The sequence below is a fragment of the Paraburkholderia sp. GAS348 genome, assembly GCF_050434205.1.
In the GTDB taxonomy this organism is placed as follows: domain Bacteria; phylum Pseudomonadota; class Gammaproteobacteria; order Burkholderiales; family Burkholderiaceae; genus Paraburkholderia.
Map to the genome: position 1 here is coordinate 504,315 of NZ_JBNPVT010000001.1, position 21,384 is coordinate 525,698.

The following is a 21,384-nucleotide window of genomic DNA, read 5'->3' on the forward strand; positions in this document are numbered from 1 at the left end:
GTTCTATTTGCCAAAGCTTGCCGCGCCTGATGCGGCACCAGCCGGTGCCGTGGGGTCAACAAACTCAACAGACTCGAGGATCGCTCTAACCTTCCACAGTTGGTTGACCTTGTGATTTGCCAGCCATTCGACAGGCGTTGTTCCACACAAAGCATGCATTCTGTGAACCAGGCAGAAACTGAAAAAACGGCCTCGACGTTCCTCGTCGCCTGTGGTGTCATCGACGGTAATTCCTGTCCCTATCCAGTTTCTTCCATTTAGCGGCACAGTTTTGACATTTGCCGATTTCTCGAAAGGCGTTAATTCAGAACCATCAGTCCATGGGTCGTATCGCAGCCATTGGCCGTTGACTAATTTGGCCCCCAACGAAGCACCTATTTGCTTATCGTTTGCCTCCACACAAATTAAACTGAACCCGCCATTCAGTACGGGGGATGCGTTCGGGCCTGTATCGGGGATGTCGTATATACCCTGTGATGGAGAGCTTTTTGGTGAAACATAAAAAGTACCGCCGAACATGTTCTCAATTCGAAATCTGCAGGTTCCCACAGCATATTCCGAGGAAGTTGTTGAGGCACTTCTTTCAAAAACGGGAGGCGTGTCCCGTGCTGCAACGGCGCCGATAGCTAATGACACAACGATGCCTGTCATGAAGCGAGCGGTAGTCAGGTTCTTCATTCAGATTTTCTCCGTGTGTTACCAGTCGGGGATGAGTTTGAGCGTATCGTGGGCGTCCGGAAACTGGACAACGTCCGCCAGCTCGACCAGCGCCTTGGTATGGGCCTGAAATCGCGCCTGAAGGCCATTGATGTATGAGAAGGAGGTGGCTGCGAAACCCACATTCACTGTCGCCGCGACTAGCCCGAATGACTCGCAACTGTAGTAAGCCTTGAGTGTGTTTCCCACCGGTTTCGTCTCGCGGCGTATTACCGGGGCTTGGTCGGCGGGTTCGGGCGCGCCAGGCCGCCCAGTACGCGCCCCCGCTATCAGCGGCTTCAAACGGACGTGGATTACTCATGGATAGATACCATTGGTGGTAGTGCGAAAGAGTTCGGGTTCGAGTTGCATCGAACAAGTTACTTTTCCTTGAAACGAAGCGTCTTGAGCATGTCCATAAATAGGTCGTAGCTAAAGCCACTTTCCAGGCTAAGTTCGCGCTTGCGTAAGGAACTTGCGGCGCACAGTTGATCGTGACACTTCGAGAGAACGGGGCAATCGCCTGAGGGAAGGACCGGCAGAGTACGAGATTGGAAACATGTGATAACGGCGGATACCGCAATACTCCCTTCGATACGTGATTAACCGTATCCAGTAGTTCACGACCAAATAGCATTGCGAACTTTTGCCGATCTCTATAGCCCTTGACGACCACATTGATGAGCCAACTGATAAACTTGACTATGGTCAGGCGAAGTGCCGAGATTCTCCAGCCAATTATTTTTGTGATCAAAATCATAGGCCGCGTCTTGAATATGGAGCATTGGGATCCTATCCATCCAATTTGAATCGCGGACATCTGAATCTATCGGGGCGAGGGAAAGTACAGTGCTGCCGGTCTCGTCGTATGATCTAACGCACGTTCCTAACTTTCCCGGACCGTGAGCGAGCAGTTGGGCTGGAAATGCAAGTGTGAGGCCACATTTCGCCGCCAATTCATTGGCTTGCATGGTTTGTGACACATCCTTCGGCGACGCCGAGGTGTGACCGCACACCATAAGCGTAGACACCGCAAACATAAGCGTCCTGATTCGCATATTCGGATTCCTTCCTGTCGGAACGTGTAACTCGGCGCTCGGCGCACGGGGAAACATTCAATTCGATGGCGTCGTGTCAACACGGCATCTAAATTTCTCAGATTGACTCGCGGGGTCGCAAAAGATATTGCGATCAGCATTAAAGATGAGTTCGAACGTAATCGTAGTTGGTGGGCCGTCATACCATTGTCGGATCGACGCAGAAAACTCGACGCGCCCCGAATCATTCGTCATTTGGCCTACCGGTCCTTTAACAAAATGGCAGAACGGGCCGCCGGTTACTACTTCGAACTCTCCCGTGCCGAACTGTTCCAAGATGGAGCAGCTCGAGGTTCGATTAACACCTTCGCTGGCCGCCACTACAGTGCCTCTCGCTGGGCCACTTCCCCATTCCACAATACTCAATATTCGATGATGATGGACATCTAAGTCCGGAAGATTTTTAATTTTACTTTCAATTTCAGCAAGGCGATGGGCGCCTATCTCGTTGCGCTGGAGCAGACGAGGGCTACCTGGGTTTAAATTTTTATGCGGATTTCCAGAGGCAATCGTGACGTTTAAAAACAGGACAAATGTGATGCAGATGCTAGAGATCGAGCGCTTGCGAAATTTATAATTTTCTATTGAAAATTTAATCATGATTTATTGTCTATTTAATTTCACTAAAATCAACACGAACAGCACCGCTCGGCGCCGCGATTACTTGCGGATTTTGATCGTCAACCACGTCAAGCAGGAGGCGCGCAGCAAAGGCAGAATATGCCTGTCGCTCCGCCGCACCGTTCCTACTGCCATTTACCCCTCGATTAACGTCGTGGATTGTGCTGGCGCTCCACGGCTGATCTGCCTTCCGATTTATATTTATGCCTGCCCGGAACGGTCGGGCAACCCAGTAGAACCCAGCTGAATTACACGAGTGCATTGATTCCACCGAAGATCTGTTTCGACGCATAGATACCATTGGTGATGGTGCATAGGGCTTCGGGTTCGAGTTGCATCGAACAACTTACTGTTCCTTGAAACGAAGCGTCTTGAGCATGTCCATAAATAGGTCATAACTGAAGCCATTTTCCAGACTAAGTTCACGCCTCCGTAGCAGACACACACCGTCTAATTGGGCCGTCATTTTGTCGTTGCCTACCATGACATGAACGCAGCGGTAGCGTGACGTGTATTCCTTGGCAGGCCTGCAACTGCCGTGCGCTTTGGCGAATGTTTCCTCAGCAATCCACCCGTGCCAGTTGCTGCCCTGGATGGGCGCTACGTCAGTTTTGGTGACGGGGTCACCGCAGTTTGATTCTTTGTATGCTGAGCCCGGTGTCAGGGTCGGCATGTTATCGTCGGATTTCAACCGGAATACGCTGCCCGCTCCAGCAGCAATCTTCTTGTCGATACCGGTATTTTCGACTACAAAACTTATGTTGTCGCCGCCACGTGGGTCGAAGTTTGGATCGTATTGAAAATCCATTTCCATGACGGCCTGCTCACCATATTTATATGAACCGGTGCAGCCGAACCCAATCGTTTGATCCGAAACACTTTTCAAATCTAGAGTATTCATCGACATGCCACATTGATCCTCCACTTTCGGATCCGTAGGATTGGTTCCGATACTGCGGTGGTGAGCAGCATCAGCTGCCGATTGCGCATAGGCCATCGAGTATATGAGTAGTCCAAATGCCATGCTGGTGATTTGACGAATCATTGGCCATTCTCCGTTTGGCGCACCAGATTTCTTTCCGGGGACATGTTTGGTGTATCACCGAGAATGAAATAGGCATAGCGAAATAAATGCTGACGCTCCAGCAAGCCGCCTGCTCCACCGACCAGACGAAAGCAAGTCTGGACGTCCTGGTCGCTTGCGCCGTGGTCCGCTTTCCGGTTAATACGCGTCTTGACCCAAAAATAACCGGCCGAATCCGCCGCGACTTCTGCATCGGATTGCAAAAACTTCGGGTTGGGATCTGTCGTAAAGTCCTTGGCACGGTAAAGACCGTAGTCTCGGTAAGCGTTGCGCCACGTGAGGTGGATCAGGCCGCGTCCGCAGAAGCGCGGACCATCACCGGGCTGCACGTTTCCGTGGGATGCCGCTTTGTCGTGAATCTCGCCTGGGCGTCGGGCAATATACGTCGGACGATCACGATTCTTCAGAAAACCTAGATTCGCCAGCCAATTATGTTTATGGTCAAAATCATAAGCCGCGTCTTCCGCCGTGTAGCGTTCATACATTTTTGTGAAATATGTGGTATCGCCAATCTCGACAGTGGAGCGTAATGCCCCCGTTTCTTTGAAGATTTGCCCGAGAAAGTGGGCCTTGCGCAAACTGCTACCGAATCCGTATTTTCGGAACATGTGATTGATTGCTAAGCCGAGACCTTGGGGCGCACTGCCCCCTTCGCTGTTAGCCCCTTCGGTAAATCGCGTTTTGCTTAGAATCCATGAGATTTGACCGCCAGCAGTTGGCATCGATCTCAGCGGTAACAACTGAATCTGCTCTCGCAAGCTCAACCATCCGCACTTCCTGAAATGCCGAATAAACGCGAGCGGATGGAAGAACCAAAGTTTTGCACCCTCTTGCAGATGTGTCGCATCCCAAAACTGGAACTGCTTCAACAGGCCAATGAACTTCCCATACCCAGCGCTATCGCCGAAATAGAACTCGCCCTGCTGACTAAGCAGCTTTCCGTAGCGAGCCTCATTGTTTGTTCCGTCCCATTCGCTCGGCGCCTGACAGACAAACCCCTTGAGCAGCTCACGTACACCATCTGTGTTCTTCACGTACCGCACGAGTGCTTCTTCCTTTTTATATTCCTCGTGCTGGCCTTGCTCCTGCTGGGTCTGATGTTCCTTCGCAGTTCCCAGCATCGCTTTCAAGCGATCAATGTCGCATAGCCCGTCACTTGCAAACGGGCCACTGCCTTCGTCGACTTTCTGCCAGCTCGCGAGGAAAGGAAAATCCGCATCCGATAGCTTCACAATCGCGTTGTTATTGAGGTCGATATAGCCCTCCTGGCCCGCTGCGAATGCCGTACGTATCCACGTTGTTCTAGCGGCACCGGCGGAAAGAGTGGGCGAACCTGACAGAATTCGACCGAAACGCAGCAGTTCATACCCATCGCTCGGACACACCGGATAGAGTTTCATTGCCCGCTCGTACAGTTTGTATTCGTACTCCGGTTCGATCTTGTCCTTGATAAGCTGGGTTCGTGAACCGTCTGCGGCGACGCTCCATACGCTCGTGTACTTGCTGCCCTTGTGGAAATGCGATTCGACATGCAGAGGCAGGGTGTTCTGGCCACCATGCAACGGATCAAAGGCGATTCCGTGCAACTTGCCATCGACCGTTCCCGGCGGCTGCGGCACGAACGTTTGACCCGCCGGAATAATGAAATAGCTATGCCCCCAGTAGTCCGTGCCGGAGGGCGTATGGGGTTGCATGTTTCCGAGTTGCGTCGCGCCAAAGAAACGATCGAAATCGTCGGGCAGCATAAAGATCTCGAAATGAATATGCCGCTGCCCGTGGCAACACCCCGGGAGTCCAAGTACGTCTTTCCGGAATACCTTTTTGCCGCCGCCTGATTGCGCCGGCGGCGCCGCGGGCGGATTCAAGTTGCCGCCAGGCGAAGGCAGACGCATAAATTCCGGCAGATCGTTGCCATTCGCGCCAACACCGCTGTATTCGCTCAACGCCAGTAAATGCATGTATAGCGAATAAAACGTGAGCGTGCGGCCTTCTCCCGTCTCGGTCGTATGTTTGAGCAGTACAAAACCAGCGTGACTGTCGAGTTCGCCTTCGCCGCTATCAATGGGGTGCTGACACACCCGATATGCCACGACTTCTCCATCGGCAATCGCCCGTACTCTCTCGTTTTGCGTCGCGGGGTAGAGATGCACGCCAGTATGCCAACGCCGGTCGAACGCAATTGGATAGATTCCGTGAGCAAGCTCGAATCGATCGACAGCGTCCATCATCGGATCGGTCGAATGGATATCGCTTGATGTCATGCCCGCAAGAGGCAAAAACGGTGGGCTGGTAATCATCGTCTTAGCGTGACAGGTTGTAGATATTCGTTAGCTTCAATTCGCTTTGCGGCAAGTCGAGCAGCGCGTTCTCAAAATTCTCCGGGCCTTCAAAGATGAACGACTCCGCCTTGACCCGAAACTCACCCTGACAATGGAACACCACGTTGCCATTCTCGATCGTGATCGCGGCGCCGCCGCTGGCCATGACTGCCTTCGTTTTCCCGCTCACCAGCACGTCCTGGCTAGCGCTTGCCACGCGTAGCTGCTGGTCCGCGAGCAGGTCGAGTGCATCGCTCTGCGCCTGGATCTCGACCTTGCCCTTGGCTGCGAATATTTTCAGCCCGAGCCTATGCGCGCACAGGGAGATCAGATCACCTGCCGCCAGCGTGAAGCGTTTCACTGCGCTCACGTCGACGTGCCTGCCCGCAGTGAGCATCACGTTTTCGCCGGCGGCCTGCTGCACGGAGCTCGGTGTCACCAGAGCAATACCGCCCGGTGCGCTGGCGATCAGTCCGGCGTCCTTGAGTTGGTCCAGCGCATCTTTCAAGCTCGCCTGAGTCGCCTTGTCGGCAGGTGCGGCTTTCGCCTGCGTGGTGGCATCAACCAGCGCGGTCACGCGACTCAAGGCCGACTGCAATTCCCTGAGCGCGGCCTGCATTTCAAGCTGCGGCGCGTTGGGGCTGGACAGCGCATCGGCTGACAGGAACAGGCCTTTGGGCGCATGCATCGTGCCCCAGCCCTGCGTGTTGATCTCAAAGCCCTCGCCGCGCTTCTGTTTCTGGCTGTCCACCAGATACCCGAGGCTGACCGACGACTTCATATAGACCGTCGCCACCTTGACGCCTTCATGGCCCTTCAGATCCTCGAAGCGGATCTTTGCGCCATTGAGCGGCGAGCGCCATACCGCGCGGCTGTACCAGCCGGCCTTGCCATGCACGATGTCCGGGTGCGCGTAGTCATGCAGCGCGCCGCTGATGTACAAGCGATCCACGTCCCCGTTGGTGCCTTCGAGCCGGACCTCCGTGCCCGGCAGCAGCGGCGAATGAAACCCACCTTGGTACGACGCGGCGGGGCGCATCAGACGCAGCGGCATCGTATTCATGCCGCGCGTGCCCGTGCGCCGCAGGAAATGCGGCAATACCCGGTAGCGGCCGTACTCGTCCAGCCATGCGTACGGCTCGTCATCGCCCGACTCGATGGTGGCGATCAGCGTGCCGCCGACCCAGCGCCAGTGCTTTTCGGGGATGTACTCGGGGCGGTATGTCAGATGCGAGGGCGTCGCCTCGAACTGGTTGATGACCGGCTGGGTACGACTGCCTGTCGTAATGAGCTTAGTGATCACGAAGCCGTATTCGGCCTCGGGCATCGCGTGGTTCGTCAGGCGCACCACCATGCCGGGCATCATGCCGATCACGTTGCTCGTGCCCTTGAACGTGGTTTGCCGTGCGATCAGTTCATCGCGTCGCGCGTCGGCCAGCATCTGCCCGATCTCCGCAGTATGGTGGTGCTCGGTGCTGCGATTCACGCTGCCATACACAGAACAGTCGTCGTGCGCGACGTACGACTCGGCCTTCAGCGGGGCGACGGGCGTGCGATAGTTGTGCTCCCGCAACTCGACCACGGCCGGCACAAGCTTGCGGATCGGACTGATCGACAGCACGGCCTCATGCCAGTTTCCCGAGAGGCCTGAGACGGGCATCAACGGCACCTCGAGCGCGCGGACGTAGCCACGCGGCGAATTGCCGAACACAATCGTGTCGCGTTGCGGTCCATCTCCCTTGCGGCCCTGCTTGAAGTACCAGAAGAGGCCGGCGCGGCGGCAATGACGCGACACAAAATCCCAGACGGTCTCCTCATACATGACCGCCTGCTCGAAACGCTCTTCGACACCTTCCAGCTCGAATTCGACGTCGAATGATTGGATCAGTTGCCGGTCGATGATCGATTCGGTGATCAGTTCCTTAAGCGTCTTGTCGAGAAATATCCCTGAGTCGACCACTTGCCTGAAAAGCGCCACGCGAGGTTCGATGCGCAGCTTGTAAGTTGCCTCGTCGCGGCTCGTGTTGACGCGCTCCCATTGCGTCACCACGCCATTGACGGTGCGCGCGGGATTGACTACCGGGTCGAGCAGGCCCGGCAACGACGGGATCGCGGCACGTTCGTCGATCGTGAATGTCGACCGGCGCCCGACGCAGGATGCGCCATCGATCGACTTCTCGACCGACGTAACGGTGAGGTCGGCCACGTAGGTTTCGTTGAACGCTTCCTCAAGACGGAACTCCAGCACATCTAACCGTGGGTCAAACGTGGCGATTGAGAGTCTGAGGTGTTGGGTGAGCCTTGCACCCGGATGCTGCAGAACATCGTTAATGGTTCGCATGGCGGCAGTGAAGTCCCCGTTTTTTTGGGTGGCACGGTGCGCGCACATGTTGGAATGTGCCGACCCGTGCGATTCGACTTACTGAGGTTACCTGCCGCGATGCGCGAACGTCTATGAGACAAGCATGAGAAAAATCCCATTTTTACAAATCTTCGTACTTCTGATGTTTTTTTATTCTATCGCAGGAACAACGCACGCCATTCTTCCGATCGAGTTCGGGTTTTTACCCAGCCGTCAATCCGCCATCCGTTCCAGCATCGCGAGAAGGGTGTCGAATGAAAGCGGCTTGCGCGCGTATTCGATGGTGGGATTCGGCTGCGCGGGGATATCCGCGGCCGCGCTGCACAGGATGATCGGAATGGTGCGCAGACCGGCGTCGTCGTTCAGCGCGGCGCACAGTTGCGGCCCCGACATGACTGGCATCATGCAGTCCGACACGATGATGTCGGGCTGTGTCTTGTGGATCTGTTCAAGTGCGGCAACCCCGTTGGGCGCCGTCAGCACGGTATAGCCATGCCGCTCCAGCAACAGTCGCCAAACCGTGAGGATGTCGAACTCGTCGTCCACGAGCAGGATGGTTTTCATGGGCGGCTACGTATCTCGTCGCGGCGTCAGCGTGGCTGACAGGCCTTGCGCCGAAACCACGCTGGCGAGGCTGACCGGGCTTTCGATCACGTCGAGCCCCTGAGACGAAATGACGAGTTCGCGCAGCGACGTGTCGTGTGCGCTCTCACGCTGCTTGACCACGGAAATCATGCGCCGCAACCCCGCTGCCGTTTCGGCGTAGCGCAGCAGCACGAGGTTCTCGGTCAACGCGGAGACCCGCACGCTCTTCGCGTGTCCGGGGTCGGCGTAAAGCGGCAGCTCCTCCGTCAGTATCGTGGTGACGCCGGCTTCCCGAAGCTGATGAAGCAGCGCGTTCAGGAACAGGCCGAAGCGTTCGGTCCGCAAGGCCGAGTCGCGAAAGCCCTCCACGCCGTCGATCACGATCCGCTTCGCACCGGTCTTCCTGACCGTGGCGAGCGCAACGGCCGCGAGTTCGTCGACCGCCAGTTCTATGGCGGGCTGCCATTGAATCATCACGCGGCCGTCGTTGTACGGGCCGGCGAGATCGATCGAGACAGCCTCGGCTTTGCCGATCAGGCGCTGGGGTCCTTCGTAAAAGCCCAGATACACGCAGCGTTCGCCGCGCGCCACGCCGGCCGCGAGAAACTGCAGACAAAGCAAGGTCTTGCCGACCCCTGACGGTCCAATCAGCGTGGTCGTGGAACCTTGCGCAAAGCCGCCGCCGAGCAGGCCGTCCAGATGCGCAAGGCCGAAGCCGAGCCGCGTTTTCAGATCGACCGGGCCCGGCGGCGCCGCGCATTGCGACTCCAGACGCGGGAACATCAGGAGCCCGCTTTCGGCAATGCGAAAGGAATGTTTGCCCATCAGATGGTTGCGCGCACGCATCTTGTGCACTTCGATTTCGCGCGTGCGGCGCATGCCGTCGTTATAGCGGTTCAGTTCGATCAGGCCGTCGACCAGCGTGTGCTCGGGATGCGGTTCGTTGCCGGAGAGCGGTGCGAGCAGCAACGTGGTGCAATCCATTGCGGCGACCAGCGCGTTCAGTTCGTGGATGAACTTCGACAGCGACAGCTCGGTTTCGCTGAATTCGCGTGCGCTGCGAAAGCCGTCGATGATCATGAGGCTCGGACGAGTGTCGTAAATGCTCGACGCAATCAGCTTGAGGAAGCCATCGAGACCGTCCTGCATCAACTCGTGATAGCCGGAGACAAACAGCATTTGCTGTGCAACTGCGGTTTCGTCGAAGAAGCTAAGCCCTTTGAGGTGCGCCAGCAGCTTGTCGTGCGACTCGGCGATCAGGGTCATGTACAGCACCTTTTCGCCCTGGCTTACACGATGAAAACCGATCTGGCTCGACAGAATCGTTTTGCCCGCACCGGCCATGCCTTCCAGCAGATAGACCCCGCCGCTGACCAGACCCCCGCCCAGGATCTCGTCGAGACCGGGGACACCCGTTTCCATGTTGGGCCGGGAGGACGTCTGAGATTCGTGTGTCGTCATGGTCGGTATGTCGTTCAATGAAGTGCGCAGGAGCGACAGCTGGCAAATGCAATCAAGCGGACCGTGTTTCGCTCAATCTGACTGCATCAGCAATTCACGTTCCCGCTCGTTGTGGCGACCTCGTGTGCAGGCAATGGATGCTCGGATTGCGCTTGCTGCCCGCCAGTTGGCGAATGGCGAGGGGGCGGCGGAGCGTAATGCAAGTTGAGGGTGCATGAGCGTGCGCGAGGGTTTTGCAAGTTACCGGTAGTTATCGCCAACGTACGGCTGAGTTTTTCAACTCGCCGTATACAATTCGGCAGCGCCTGACTTTTGCCCAAACCTGACCTGATCCCACTCATGCCGAATCCGACCCGGGCCTTTCTTCTCGGCCCGCTCCTGAAAGGCGTTTCACGCTCCTTCTATCTCACCCTGCGCGTGCTGCCCGTCGGGATGCGCGATCCGATCGGCCTCGCGTACCTGCTGGCGCGCGCGGCCGACACGATTGCGGACACTTCGCTGATTTCGCCCGAGCAACGCCTTGCGTTGCTGCTGTCGCTGCGCGACCAGGTCAACGGCGCCCCGAACGACGGCGCACTGTTCCAGCGCATGGCTGCCGAAGTGGCGGGCCAGCAGGTCCAGTCCGATGAAAAGGTCCTGCTGGAATCGCTCGGTCCGGCGCTCGAGGTGCTAGCGCAACTGAGCGAGTCCGACCGCAAGGCCGTACGCGAGATCGTGTCGACGCTGACCGAAGGAATGGAATTCGACCTGCGCACATTCCCCGACGAACGTTCCGGCCAGATCGCCGCGATGCGTGAGTACGAGGAACTGGACCGCTATACCTACCTGGTGGCGGGCTGCGTCGGCGAATTCTGGACCACCATGACCTACGCGCATATGCCCGGTACGCTGAAAGAGCAGCCCGAGACAATGGCGCGCCGCGGCGTGCGTTTCGGCAAAGCGCTGCAGATGACCAACGTGCTGCGCGATTGCGGCAAGGATTTGCGGATCGGCCGCTGTTATCTTCCGCAGACGATGCTCGATCAGGACGGCCTCAATGCACAAGATCTCCTGCTGCCGGTGAATTCCGTTCGCGCTCGGCCTCTGATGGTCGAACTCGTGCGCAAGGCGCTGGATCATTTCCGTGAGGCATTGGACTACACGCTGGCGATTCCCGCGTTGTCGGTGCGTTTGCGTCTCGCCTGTTTGTGGCCGATCCTGATCGGTCTGGAGACGCTGCTATTGCTGGTGGATAACGATGCCTGGCTCGACCCGGCCAAGGTCTCCAAGGTCCGGCGCAATCGGGTGTATCAGATCATCGCGTCTTCACTGCTGCAGGTGCCTTCGAATGGCCTGGTGCGGGCGTCGGTTGAAAAGCGAATCAAGCAAATCGAAGCTCGATTCTAAGGGCAGCACCCCTTAACTCAATCTGCATCGTTGAGTCATCAACAATCGGGAAACCCCTAGCATCCTGCGTCGATGGTTCGCGTTAGTCTCTTCTAAAGAGGAGACGATCCATGAGACAAGCGTTCAATATTGCAGTGGTGTTGTTGCTTGGCTATCTGATGGCGGATAGGGCGCTGATGCGCGCGCAAGCCGGAGAAATGGGGACAATAACGTGCCACCAAGGTGCGGAGCTGGTCAAATCGAACGCGTTGAAGAAGGGCTTCGGTGACACGGGGGCTCGCAGCCAGGGTGAAAATTTTCTGTCGAGCTGTCTCGTGACGGGGCGTGGCCAGGTGGGCGATCTGATCGCTCGCGAATGACGCAAGCAGCCTGGCGCCGCTGAGGCTCCATCAACGCGTGGCACTACATAAACAAAAAGCGCCCAGACCGTGAGGTCCAGGCGAAGTCATCGGGAGCCCGATGACGGAGGTATCGAATACACAACTGGCCCGCGACCGGGGATGCTCGGTCGCGGGCCACGTCGTTTGAATCAGGGCGCGCGGCTGTTTTGCGCGCTTGGCGGCCGATCGGTGCAAAGGGCACGGCCTCGGCGGCTCGTTCCGCTGGACTGCTGGGTTACCAGCTCAATTACCCGGTCAGTTGACCGCTGGGTTGCCAGTTCTGCCGCGAGCTTAGTTGCCGAAATAAACCGACTTCGGACCGTTCGCCGGAACCGGGTGGCCCGATTGCGACGAGCCACTCACTACACCGCCTAAACCGCTTTCCGCCGTTTGTGCGGTACCGTTTTGCTCGGCGACACGGGCTTCCGCAGCCTGAATGTCCGCCGGGTAGTACGGGTCCGAGTGGCTCGGCCGGTAGCCGGCCTTTTCGACTTGAATCAGTTCTGCACGCACTTGGGCGCGGGTCACGGGCTGGCTGGACTGCGCAAACGAGGCAACAGGAGCGGCCAGCGCAGCGGCGATAACAACAGCTTGAATGAGCGATTTCATGAGGAACTACCTCCAGTTCGGTTTTCTAGCTTGCTACGAACGGTCTTGTTCGTAGGCAGTGATTGAATTGTAGTTTTGCGATCTGGCCAGAGTAATCACCAATTCAGGTAATCTTTGTTGCGAAATTCGAAACAAAAAAGGGCGCCGATGGCGCCCTTTTTCCCTCTACGACCTGAAGGTCAACTCAAACCGCTGCAGGCCGCCACTTCAACAGCCGCTGTTCGACCGCCGTCAACAGATAGTCCGCAGCCAGTGCGACCACGGCCAGCACGATCATTGCCGCGAACACACCGCTTGCATTGAACGCGCCTTGCGCAGTGGAGATCAGCAGACCGATACCTTGCTTCGAGCCGAGGAATTCGCCCACCACCGCGCCGACCAGCGCAAAGCCGAAGCTCACGTGCAGGCTGGCAAGAATCCAGCTCAACGCCGACGGAATCACCACCGAGGTCGTCACCTGGCGGCGCGACGCACCCAGAATCTGCGCATTCGCGATCATGTAGCGGTCCGCTTCACGCACGCCCTGGAACGCATTGGCGAACACCACGAAGAACACCATCACGACCGCTAGCGCCACCTTCGAAGCCATGCCAAGACCGAGCGCAATCACGAACACCGAGCCGAGCACCACGCGTGGAATCGAGTTGGCGATCTTGATGTAGAGGCTGAACACGTCGGAGAGCAGCTTGTTGCGGCCGAGCACGATGCCGCAGAACACGCCCGCCACCGAACCGATAATGAAGCCGAGCCCGGTTTCTTCAAGCGTGACCCACACTTGTGTCAAGAGCGGACCTTGCGACGTGCCGTTCACGAACCAGTCGACGATCTGATCGAAAATCGCACTCGGCATCGAGAAGAAGAACGGATCGATCCACTTCAGGCGCGCGGACAATTCCCACCCGCCGAGCACCACCACCAGCACGACAATGCGCAGGGTGATCACTAGCGCATGGCGTTGCCGGATGCGTTTTTGCGCGACACGCTCGACCTGGGCGAGCGTCGCGGGATCGATGCCCGAAGGCATCATCTGTTGAGGGGTAGTAGACATATTTGCCGTTCCTTGATTAACCGATCTGCACTTCTTCGCGCAGGTCGTGCCAGATGTCGCGCGAGATTTCAATGAAACGCGGGTCGTAGCGAACCTCCGACGTGACGCGCGGACGCGGCAGATCGATTTCGTACACTTTCTTCAGCGTGGCCGGGCGTGCCGTCAGCACGAACACGCGGTCGGCGAGCGCAATCGCTTCTTCCAGATCGTGCGTGACGAACACCACCGAGCCGGCGCCGCCCCACAGTTGCAGCAGTTCGTCCTGCATCAGCGTGCGGGTCTGCATGTCGAGCGCCGAGAAAGGCTCGTCCATCAGCAGGATTTCCGGTTTATTGATGAAGGTTTGCGCGAGCGCCACGCGCTTTCTCATGCCGCCGGACAGTTGATGCGGATAGTGCTTGCCGAACTTGTCGAGGCCCACGCGGCGCAGCCATTCGTTGGCTTCGTCGTACGCGGCGGATTTCGAGCGGCCGCGATACAGCGGGCCGGCCGCCACGTTGTCGAGCACCGAGCGCCACGGAAACACGGCGTCGGCCTGAAACACGAAGCCGATACGCGGATCGATGCCGTCCACCGGCGCGCCCATCACGCGCACTTCGCCGGTGGTGGGCTTCAGCAAGCCGGTGATCATGCTGAGCGTGGTCGACTTGCCGCAACCCGTCGGGCCGACAACCGCGACGAACTCGCCGCGCGCCACCGACATGCTGAAGTCGCGCAACGCGATCGTCGCCTTGCCGTCCGGAGAAATGAAACGGCACGATACGTTGCGCATCTCGATGGCGGGCGTATCGCGTGACATAGGTTGATTCATCGGCTGGTGCCTCGCAGTTCTCGTGATGTTGAATGAGCGTTACTTCGCCGCGGTCTTGACCGCTGCCGACACGTAGTCGTTGGTGTAGGTCTTGGCGAGGTCGATATGCTTGCCCTTCACCGAAGGATTGAACGCCGACAACACCTTCAGGACCGTGTCCGGGCCGTCGGCGGGCATCTTGCCGTCCTTCGTGAACATCGGCAGCGATGCTTTCAGCGCGCCGACGTACAGGTCCTTGTTGTTGCCGTAGTAGTCCTTCGGCATCTTCGCGGCGATCTCTTCCGCGCTATGCGTGGCGATGAAGTTCAGCGTCTTCGCGAATGCATGCGAGAGTTTCGCGGCGTCGTCCTTGTGCGATTCGGCCCATGCGCGCTGCACGTAGAAGCTCGACGCCGGGTAGGTGCCGCCGAGCGCGGCGCGCGTGCCTTCCAGCGTGCGCATATCCACCAGCACCTTGGCGTCGCCGGTCTTCAGCAACTGCGAGACGGTGGGCTCGGTGGTCATGCCCGCGTCGATGCGGTTCTGCTTGATGGCCGCGATAAAGCTGTTGTCCGCGCCGACCGGCAGCAGCGTGTATTGCGTGGACGGCACGCCCGCGCGTTGCGCGAGGTATTGCGTGAGGAAGCTGGTCGAGGAGCCGAGGCCGGTCACGCCGAGCGTCTTGCCCTTCACGTCGGCCATGCTCTTAAGCGTCTCGGCAGACTTGGTGGAGACCATTTCCACTTCACCCGGCACCTGGCCGAAAATCACCAGCGCCTGGACTTCCTTGCCCTTGCTCTGCAGGTCGATGGTGTGATCGTAGAAGCCCACCACGCCTTGCACCGCGCCGGCGAGCAGTTCGTTTTCCGCATCCACGCCGGCCGGTTGCGAGAGAATTTCGACGTCGAGGCCTTCGTCCTTGAAGTAGCCGAGCTGTTCGGTGAGCTTGGCCGGCAGATAGATGATCTTGGTGGCGCCGCCGACCATGATCGTCAGCTTCTCGGCGTGAGCCGCGGCCGAAGCGGCGGCAAGGGTGAACGCAACACCTGTCACAGCGGCAATCTGGCGCAAGGTACGCATGAAGCAGTCTCCTTAGGTTTGGTCGCCGCGAGGTGCGGATGCGGCGCTTTCTGGATGAGTGACGGGGATTATAGAAATCGGAAACCTTCTGGCAGCTTTCGGGGCTGTGGGCAAATCATGGGTGTTAACCCGAGAATTCACCGCAACTGTGCCGCCACCCCCAGGCAAACCCCACTACGTGTGCCACAAACTACGCAAGCCGCGCGCAAAGCCCTTGTTTTACGGCACAATCGGCGTCCTGACTTTTGCCGTGCGTTTAGTTGCCTATTTCGCCGTTCCCGCCATGAAGCTGCTGCTTATCGAAGACAACCACACGCTGGCGCACTGGCTCGCGAAGATGCTGGAACAGGAGGCGTTCGCGCTCGACGCCGTGCAGGACGGCGACGCCGCCGACCGCTTGCTGCGCACCAACCACTACGACGTGATCCTGCTCGACCTGAATCTGCCAAAGCTGTCGGGCAAGAACGTGCTGCGCCGTCTGCGCCAGCGCGGTGACGCGACGCCGGTGCTGATCCTGACGGCGAGCGGTTCGATCGACGAAAAAGTGGAGCTGCTCGGCGCCGGCGCGGACGACTACCTGGTGAAGCCATTCGAAGTGCGCGAGCTGATTGCGCGGATCAAGGTGGCGATCCGTCGCCAGTCGCCGTCGAAGGCGAGCGAGGTGGTGTGCGGCGATCTGGCGTTCGACATCGACACACGCCAGTTCACGCTAAAGGGCGCGCCGCTGAACGTCACGCCGCGCGAGCGCTCGGTGCTCGAAACGCTGATCCTGCGTCTGGGCAAGACGGTGACCAAGCCGGCGCTGGTCGACGCGATCTTCACGCTCGCAGACGAGCCGAGCGAGGACGCCGTCGAAATCTACATTTCGCGGCTGCGCAAGAAACTCGATGGCAGTTCGGCCGCGATCGTCACGTTGCGCGGTCTTGGCTACTTGCTGCGCAAGAAAGAAGATGACCAATAGCCTGCGCATGCGTCTGCTGTGGTGGCTGCTGGTGCCGCTCGCGTTGTACGTGTTCGTCACCGGCAAAGCCGAGTACGACAACGCGCGTCACACGGCGGATCTGGTGCAGGACAACCAGCTCATCTCGTCGGCGCGGATGATCGCCGGTGAAGTGGAATGGGTGGACGGTTTTCTGCGCGTGGACGTGCCGCCCGCCGCGCTTGAAGTGTTCGTGTCGCCATATCGCGATCAGGTGTTCTACAGCGTGCGGGTCGATGACGGCCGCTTGCTGGCCGGCACGCCGGATTTTCCGCAGCACGCGGCGAGTTCGTCCGACAAGGCCGATCACTACGACGCCGAATTCCATGGCCAGCCCGTGCGCGCGGTCGGCCTCGTGCGTCTGATGTACGACAGCGGCGCGACACACCGCGTCCGGGTGACAGTCGGCAAGACGGTGCGCTCGCGCGACGCGATGGCACAGCAACTGTGGCAGCCGCAACTCGTGCGGCAGATCGAAATGATCGTGCTGGCAGTCGCACTGGTCTGCATCGGCCTCACTTTCGAATTGCGGCCGCTGATGAAAGTGAAGGAAGACGTCGCCGACCGCGACCCCATGCAGCTCGAGCCGATTCGCGTCGAGCGCCTGCATACCGAGTTGCGGCCCATCGTCGAGGCGATCAATCAATGTATCGCCAGGCTCGGCGTGCAGGTGGCCGCACAACGGCGTTTTATCGCCGACGCCGCGCACCAGTTGCGCACGCCGCTCACGCTGCTCGGCACGCAGTTGCAGTTCGCGCGTCAGCAGGACGGCCTGAACCCCGCACTCGACGAGGCGCTCGCGGCGATGCACCGCAGCAACCGTTCGATGGTCGGACTCACCAACAAGCTGCTGTTGCTCGCGCAGGCCGAGGCTGCCGACAACAGGCAACTGGCGGTGGAAACGGTGGATCTGGTGCCGCTTGCAATGGAAGTGGTGGAAGATCTGGCGCTGCTCGCGCAGGCTCGGGACATCGATCTGGGCGCGGAACTGAGCGGCCCCGCGCCGGTGGCCGGGCATCGTGGCCTGCTTCAGGCGTTGATCGCCAACCTCGCGGAGAACGCGATCCGCTATACCGGCAGTGGCGGCCACGTCACGGTGGCGGTCAGCGCCCATGGCGATTCGGTCGCCGTGTCGGTGCTGGACGACGGCCCCGGCATTCCGGCCGAGTCGCGCAGCCGGGTGTTCGAACCGTTTTTCCGGGCGTCGGCGGATACGGAGGGAACGGGGCTGGGCCTCGCCATCGTGCGCGAAATCGCGGACGCGCACCACGGAGAGATCGCGCTCAAGCCGGGCGAGGGCGGCAAAGGCGTGCACGTGACCGTGTCGTTTCCGCGTGCGCCGACGGAACGGCCTCAGGCCGGTTAAATCAGCCGCTTCAAATCGGCGGCTCTGAAGGTAGTCGGGACAAACCCGCGATCGGTACAGGAAATGCGTGTGCGAAAGCTTCGGGAAGGATTCGCGCCCCTAGAATTTTTGGCAGGCGATCCATCAAACGCCCACCGCGCACGCGGGATATAACGGAGACATCCACAATGAACCCTGCTTTGACGCGCCTTTCGCGCGCCGTCCATGCCGCTGTCGCGGCTTCGCTTTCACTCCTGCTGATCGTCCAACCGGCGGCGCCCGCGCAGGCCTCTGCGCCGGAGAAAGTCGTGATCATGGTGGGCGGGATTACCAAGCTCATCTATCTGCCCGCGCGTTTGACCGAGCAGCTCGGCTACTTCAAGGCGGAAGGCCTCGACGTCGAACTGCTGTCGCAACCGGCGGGTGTCGATGCGGAAAACGAACTGCTCTCGGGCGGCGTGCAGGCCGTGGTCGGTTTCTACGATCATTCGATCGACCTGCAGGCCAAGGGCAAGGAAGTGAAGGCGATTGTGGTATTCGGCCAGGTGCCCGGCGAAGTGGAGATGGTGGCGACGAAGCAGGCCGACACGATCAAAAGCATGGCCGACGTGAAGGGTAAAACGCTCGGCGTGACCGGGCTCGGCTCGTCGACCAATTTTCTGACGCAGTACCTGGCGAATCTCAAGGGTGTGCCGAGCTCGCAATACACGGTGCTGCCGGTCGGCGCGGACAACAGCTTTATCGCGGCGATCAGGCAGAACCGCATCGACGCGGGCATGACCACCGAGCCGACCGTGTCGCAACTGCTCAAGTCGGGGGACGCCAAGGTGCTGATCGATATGCGCAATGTCGAAGGCACGCGTGCCGCGCTCGGCGGCACGTACCCGGCTTCGAGCCTGTACGTGCAGAGCGCGTGGCTCGACACGCATCAGCAGGAAGCGGCCAAACTCGCACGCGCCTTCGTGAAGACGCTGCAGTATCTGCATACGCACAGCGCTGAGGAAATTGCCGCGCAAATGCCGAAAGACTATGTCGGCAGCGACAAGGCGCTCTATGTCAGTGCATTGAAGGCTTCGCTGCCTATGTACACGGCGGACGGCAAGATGCCCGCCGACGGTCCGGAAACGGTACTGAAGGTACTGGCGGGCTTCAATCCGTCGGTGAAAGACCGGCACATCGATCTGTCGCGTACTTTCACCAATCAGTTTGTCAACGAGGTCAAGCCGTAAGATGGATGCTGGCGCCTCTCGAGACGAGGTGCGCCGGCTTCCCGAAGAGAGGGACGACGAATCGTGTTTTCAGGCAGTTTGCGCGGACGCTTGCTGTGGTGGCTCTTGCTGCCACTGGCGGCGTTCGTGTCCATTTCCGGCGTGATTTCGTATCGCAACGCGCAGACCACGGCCGACCTGGTTCAGGATAACGCGTTGCTATCGTCGATGCGCATCATTGGCGAGGACATCGACTGGGATAACGGCAACGTGTCGATCCAGATTCCGCCGGCCGCGCTCGAGTTGTTCGAGTCGCCGGAACAGGACAGCGTGTTCTATCGCGTCGAAGCGAGCGGCCACCGCTTGCTGGCCGGCAGTCTCGAGTTGCCCGTGCCGCGCGGCGTAGGCGACTTTCCGATGCTCTACTCCACGCATCTCGACGATGGCCGCCCCGTACGCGCGGTTGCTTACTTGCGGCAGCTCTACGACTCGGGCCGCACCGAAGAAGTCGTCGTGGCGGTCGCGAAGACGGAAGGCTCGCGCGACGCCATGGTGTGGCGTCTGTTGCGTCCGCAACTATTCGGCGAGGTGCTCACGCTGGTGCTCGCGATGGTGTTCGTCTATCTCGGGCTGACCTTCGAATTGCGGCCGTTGATGAAGGTGAAAGACGACGTCGCCGATCGCAACGCGTCGCAACTTGAACCGATACGCGTGGCGCGTTTGCACGTCGAATTGAGGCCGATCGTCGAAGCGATCAACCAGTGCATCGCGCGCATGGGCCAGCAGGCCGCGACTCAGCGGCAGTTCATCTCCGACGCCGCGCATCAGTTGCGCACGCCGCTCGCGCTGCTGGTGGCGCAGATCCAGTTCGCGCGGCAACGTGAGAATCGGGACGTGCCGCTCACCGAAGCACTGGCCGGCATGCATAAAAGCAGCCGTAAGCTGACCACCTTGACCAACAAACTATTGCTGCTCGCTCAGGCCGAGTCCGCTGCGCCATCCAATACGCGCGAACGGGTCGATCTGAGCGCGTTGATTGCGGGCGTGCTGGAGGAGCTGATCGCATTTGCGCAGTCGCGTGAAATCGATCTGGGTGCTGAACTGGAAGACGGTTTATACGTGACCGGCGACGAGGCGTTGACCGCGGCGCTCGTCACCAATCTCGTCGACAACGCGTTGCGCTATACGCAGCCCGGCGGCTGCGTCACCGTGCACACGCAGCGCAGCCATGACAGGGCGACCGTGCGTGTGCTCGACAACGGGCCGGGTATCAAAGCCGAGGCGAGGGCGCGCGTGTTCGAGCGTTTCTATCGTGCATCGAATCACGCCGACGGAACCGGTCTCGGCTTGCCGATCGTGCGCGAGATCGCCCACCGGCAAGGCGGCACGGTAACACTCGAGCCGGGAGAGGGCGGAGTCGGCCTGGTCGCCACCGTCGAGATGCGACTATGGTCGGCAGCGGTGTGATGCGCGGCCACATCAGGGGAAACTTATGAAACTGCTGCTCGTTGAAGACGACGCTGACCTCGCGCGCTGGGTGATGAACCTGATGCAGGTCGAGAATTTCGTGGTTGACTGGGCGCAGGACGGCGAGCGGGCGGAGACGCTGCTCGGCCTGCAGTGCTACGACGCGGTGCTGCTCGATCTGCGGCTGCCGGGCATTGGCGGCAAGGACGTGCTGGCGCGTCTGCGCCGCAAACGCGACAACGTGCCGGTGCTGATGCTCACCGCCAACGGTTCGACCGACGACAAAGTGGCCTGCTTCTCGGCCGGCGCCGACGACTATGTCGTCAAACCCTTCGACGCACGCGAACTAGTGGCGCGCATCAAGGCGCTAATCCGCCGCCAGGCGGCCGGCGACAAGGGCCAGTCGATCGACTGCGGCGATCTGCGCTATCTGTTCGATTCCCGCGAATTCGTACTGCAAAGCGAACCGTTGCCGTTGCGGCGGCGCGAACATGCCATCCTCGAAACGCTGATGCTGAAGCAGGGCAAGACAGTCTCGAAGTCCACCTTGATGGACAAGGTCTTCACGCTCGACGACGAACTCAGCGCCGATGCCATCGACATCTACATTCACCGCTTGCGCAAGCATCTTGCAAGCTCCAGCGCGAAGATCATGACCTTGCGCGGGCTTGGCTACATCCTGCGCGAAGAAGTGCCGCGCGAAGCGTTTGCCGAGGCGTTATAACGCGTTGGCGCAGTGCTGAATCGCTCGCTCGACCATTGTCAATACCATTCTCGTTTAGTGTTTTCACCGACGTTTCCTGCGCTCCCGCGAAAGAGGTGTGAAGGGTTGGTCTGACTATCCTTTGTGCTGCTACTCAAGTGGATA

At 59.3% G+C, this 21,384-nt stretch carries 19 protein-coding genes; 7 read left to right on the forward strand and 12 right to left on the reverse strand.

Annotation, left to right across the window (positions count from 1 at the left end):
* Positions 1–3 precede the first annotated feature (3 nt).
* The 8 genes from P3T22_RS02375 to P3T22_RS02410 all read right to left on the reverse strand — a co-directional run bounded on the left by P3T22_RS02375 (position 4) and on the right by P3T22_RS02410 (position 10,224).
* Positions 4–678: a hypothetical protein gene (locus P3T22_RS02375; RefSeq protein WP_429324118.1), complete on the reverse strand. Its 675-nt coding sequence runs from the start codon at positions 676–678 to the stop codon at positions 4–6.
* A gap of 18 nt (positions 679–696) precedes the next feature.
* Positions 697–906, reverse strand: a complete 210-nt coding sequence (locus P3T22_RS02380) for a hypothetical protein (RefSeq protein WP_429324119.1) — start codon at positions 904–906, stop codon at positions 697–699.
* 905 nt (positions 907–1,811) lie between these two features.
* The gene (locus tag P3T22_RS02385; RefSeq protein WP_429324120.1) at positions 1,812–2,393 is read right to left on the reverse strand and encodes a hypothetical protein; all 582 of its coding nucleotides are present in this window, start codon (positions 2,391–2,393) and stop codon (positions 1,812–1,814) included.
* 367 nt (positions 2,394–2,760) lie between these two features.
* Positions 2,761–3,459, reverse strand: coding sequence for a hypothetical protein (locus P3T22_RS02390; RefSeq protein WP_429324121.1), 699 nt, complete (start codon positions 3,457–3,459; stop codon positions 2,761–2,763).
* Positions 3,456–5,795, reverse strand: a complete 2,340-nt coding sequence (locus tag P3T22_RS02395) for a hypothetical protein (protein WP_429324122.1) — start codon at positions 5,793–5,795, stop codon at positions 3,456–3,458. Before P3T22_RS02395 ends, P3T22_RS02390 begins: the two co-directional genes overlap by 4 nt.
* Before the next feature lie 4 nt (positions 5,796–5,799).
* Positions 5,800–8,157: a type VI secretion system Vgr family protein gene (locus tag P3T22_RS02400; protein ID WP_429324123.1), complete on the reverse strand. Its 2,358-nt coding sequence runs from the start codon at positions 8,155–8,157 to the stop codon at positions 5,800–5,802.
* Between the two features lie 234 nt (positions 8,158–8,391).
* A complete protein-coding gene (locus P3T22_RS02405; protein WP_063498487.1) occupies positions 8,392–8,742 on the reverse strand; it encodes a response regulator in 351 nt (116 codons plus the stop codon).
* 6 nt (positions 8,743–8,748) lie between these two features.
* Positions 8,749–10,224 carry an ATPase domain-containing protein gene (locus P3T22_RS02410; protein ID WP_063498488.1) on the reverse strand — a complete coding sequence of 492 codons (1,476 nt, stop codon included), beginning with the start codon at positions 10,222–10,224 and terminating at the stop codon, positions 8,749–8,751.
* Positions 10,225–10,563: 339 nt separating this feature from the next.
* Here P3T22_RS02410 and P3T22_RS02415 point away from each other — a divergent pair, with 339 nt between their 5' ends.
* The gene (locus tag P3T22_RS02415) at positions 10,564–11,610 is read left to right on the forward strand and encodes a phytoene/squalene synthase family protein (RefSeq protein ID WP_429324124.1); all 1,047 of its coding nucleotides are present in this window, start codon (positions 10,564–10,566) and stop codon (positions 11,608–11,610) included.
* A gap of 110 nt (positions 11,611–11,720) precedes the next feature.
* Complete coding sequence (locus tag P3T22_RS02420; RefSeq protein ID WP_063498490.1) at positions 11,721–11,969, forward strand: hypothetical protein; 249 nt, start codon at positions 11,721–11,723, stop codon at positions 11,967–11,969.
* 312 nt (positions 11,970–12,281) lie between these two features.
* Here P3T22_RS02420 and P3T22_RS02425 read toward each other — a convergent pair whose 3' ends face one another.
* The 4 genes from P3T22_RS02425 to P3T22_RS02440 all read right to left on the reverse strand — a co-directional run bounded on the left by P3T22_RS02425 (position 12,282) and on the right by P3T22_RS02440 (position 15,517).
* Positions 12,282–12,599, reverse strand: a complete 318-nt coding sequence (locus P3T22_RS02425; protein WP_063498491.1) for a DUF4148 domain-containing protein — start codon at positions 12,597–12,599, stop codon at positions 12,282–12,284.
* A gap of 184 nt (positions 12,600–12,783) precedes the next feature.
* The gene (locus P3T22_RS02430) at positions 12,784–13,647 is read right to left on the reverse strand and encodes an ABC transporter permease (RefSeq protein WP_063498492.1); all 864 of its coding nucleotides are present in this window, start codon (positions 13,645–13,647) and stop codon (positions 12,784–12,786) included.
* 16 nt (positions 13,648–13,663) lie between these two features.
* Complete coding sequence (locus P3T22_RS02435; protein ID WP_007178237.1) at positions 13,664–14,458, reverse strand: ABC transporter ATP-binding protein; 795 nt, start codon at positions 14,456–14,458, stop codon at positions 13,664–13,666.
* 39 nt (positions 14,459–14,497) lie between these two features.
* Complete coding sequence (locus P3T22_RS02440) at positions 14,498–15,517, reverse strand: ABC transporter substrate-binding protein (protein WP_429324125.1); 1,020 nt, start codon at positions 15,515–15,517, stop codon at positions 14,498–14,500.
* A gap of 283 nt (positions 15,518–15,800) precedes the next feature.
* Here P3T22_RS02440 and P3T22_RS02445 point away from each other — a divergent pair, with 283 nt between their 5' ends.
* The 5 genes from P3T22_RS02445 (at position 15,801) to P3T22_RS02465 (ending at position 21,240) form a co-directional block, all read left to right on the forward strand.
* On the forward strand, positions 15,801–16,478 hold the full coding sequence (locus P3T22_RS02445; protein ID WP_429324126.1) for a response regulator: 678 nt from the start codon (positions 15,801–15,803) through the stop codon (positions 16,476–16,478).
* Positions 16,468–17,862: a sensor histidine kinase gene (locus P3T22_RS02450; RefSeq protein ID WP_063498495.1), complete on the forward strand. Its 1,395-nt coding sequence runs from the start codon at positions 16,468–16,470 to the stop codon at positions 17,860–17,862. The genes P3T22_RS02445 and P3T22_RS02450 overlap by 11 nt, the downstream gene beginning before the upstream one ends.
* 167 nt (positions 17,863–18,029) lie before the next feature.
* Positions 18,030–19,070 (forward strand): ABC transporter substrate-binding protein, encoded by a 1,041-nt coding sequence (locus P3T22_RS02455; RefSeq protein ID WP_063498496.1) that lies wholly within the window; start codon positions 18,030–18,032, stop codon positions 19,068–19,070.
* Positions 19,071–19,133: 63 nt separating this feature from the next.
* On the forward strand, positions 19,134–20,516 hold the full coding sequence (locus P3T22_RS02460; RefSeq protein WP_063498497.1) for a sensor histidine kinase: 1,383 nt from the start codon (positions 19,134–19,136) through the stop codon (positions 20,514–20,516).
* Positions 20,517–20,541: 25 nt separating this feature from the next.
* A complete protein-coding gene (locus tag P3T22_RS02465) occupies positions 20,542–21,240 on the forward strand; it encodes a response regulator (protein WP_063498498.1) in 699 nt (232 codons plus the stop codon).
* The last annotated feature ends 144 nt before the right edge of the window (positions 21,241–21,384 follow it).